This is a genomic window from Actinomycetota bacterium (genome assembly GCA_014360645.1).
Classification (GTDB): domain Bacteria; phylum Actinomycetota; class Geothermincolia; order Geothermincolales; family RBG-13-55-18; genus Solincola_B.
Window position 1 is genome coordinate 1 of sequence record JACIXD010000033.1, and the last position, 1,396, is coordinate 1,396.

The window sequence follows — 1,396 nt, forward strand, 5'->3', positions numbered from 1 at the left end:
TGTTAGGAAAAATTGAAAAGTAGACACTTTAAAATTCAAAAGTGGACCCTGGGAAACTCTCCCAATGGATAGACTATCGATTTGACCATCTTATCCTTCCACCATATCCTGATCTCCATGGCGCCTCTCTTCGCATCGGGAATGAGGTGTACATCGACCTCCTCGCGCAAGGGCACACCGGGTACCGCGATCTCGTGTTTATGGATCTCTATCTTGCGATAGCTGTTTACCATCCTGGTCTCTCGTAGACAGAAGACGTCTTTGGGGAGGGAATAGGGCTTGGGAACGATAAAGGGTCGGAACAGGCTGTTTCCCTCGGAGATAGCCTTCTTGAAGCGCATGGTGGGTATCTCCCCGGTGGTGGAATGGACTTGCCGGTTGTTGTAGCGATCAACCTCTTCCTTGAGGACCGCCCGCACCTCCTCCATGGCGGAGAGCTTCTCCCGGGCGCAGGTCCTCACGATGCGATCCTGCAGCCAACGGTAGGGTCTCTCCACCTTCCCCTTGGCCTGGGGGGAGAGGGCGTAGACCACCTCCACCCCCAGCACGCGCATCACCTTCTTCCACTGGGGATCCACGTCGTCGGTTAGGGCCACGTGCCTTCTCCACACGCTATCCCTGGTCTTCACGTAGCGGAATACGGATAGCGAATCCACGTAATAGCGTAAGGGGATGCCGAACTCGCGCGTTAAGTCCTCTGCGGCCCGGATATGGGCCCAGCTGCTCTCCGCGCCCCAGAAATCGGCGTAGAGGAGCAGACGGGAAAAGTCGTCTATGGAGGTGAGCAGGGCCCAGCGCTCCGTAGCATAGGGCGACCAGAGATGGTGGGAGGCGTCGTGCTGGATGAGGGCGCCCACCGCGGCGGTCACCACCTCCCGCTCATGCGCCTTCTTGGCCTTGCGCGGCTTGTAGCACCCCAGGTCCTTGGCCCGGGCGATGATGGTGGGAAGGGATACCTCTATTCCCTGTCCGGCCAGGCGGTCCTTCAGAGCCGAGTAATTGTAGCTGGTGATGGGGAGGGCGGGGTTGTCTATGAGCTCCTTTTCCTCGAGGAGGGCATGGGCGATCCCCTCCTCCCACAGCGCAGGGATCCTTGCCTAAGATGACCTGCGGTACTCCACGCTGAAGCCCTCCGGGTCATCTCTGTAGTCCCGGAGCAGGGAGAAGAACCTCGCCTTGCCTATTCCCAGGATCTCCTCCACCTCCCTGCGATCCAGGTTCTTCTCCAGATATCCTCCGAGCAAGGCCTTCACCTGTTCGGTGGTGAATCTCCTATGGATCTGTTCCATGTCTTCTCCTCTCATCCTGTTCGTTACACCGGGTTTTTAATTTAACCCGGCCGAGAGAAGGAGGGTGGCCTATAGAAAAGTGAATCACCTGCTGGAATATCTTAGTG

Annotated in this window: 2 protein-coding genes; both read right to left on the bottom strand. The window is 57.5% G+C overall.

The genetic code is table 11. The annotated features are described in order from the left end of the window. Positions 1–35 precede the first annotated feature (35 nt). Complete coding sequence (locus H5T74_14630) at positions 36–758, bottom strand: hypothetical protein (protein ID MBC7231610.1); 723 nt, start codon at positions 756–758, stop codon at positions 36–38. A 339-nt stretch (positions 759–1,097) separates the two neighbouring features. Further along, on the bottom strand, positions 1,098–1,289 hold the full coding sequence (locus tag H5T74_14635; GenBank protein MBC7231611.1) for a hypothetical protein: 192 nt from the start codon (positions 1,287–1,289) through the stop codon (positions 1,098–1,100). Between the last annotated feature and the right edge of the window lie 107 nt (positions 1,290–1,396).

Excerpts from the sequence above, each read along its gene's own strand:
- H5T74_14635 (MBC7231611.1), bottom strand. The coding sequence starts at position 1,289 with ATGGAACAGATCCATAGGAGATTCACCACCGAACAGGTGAAGGCCTTG.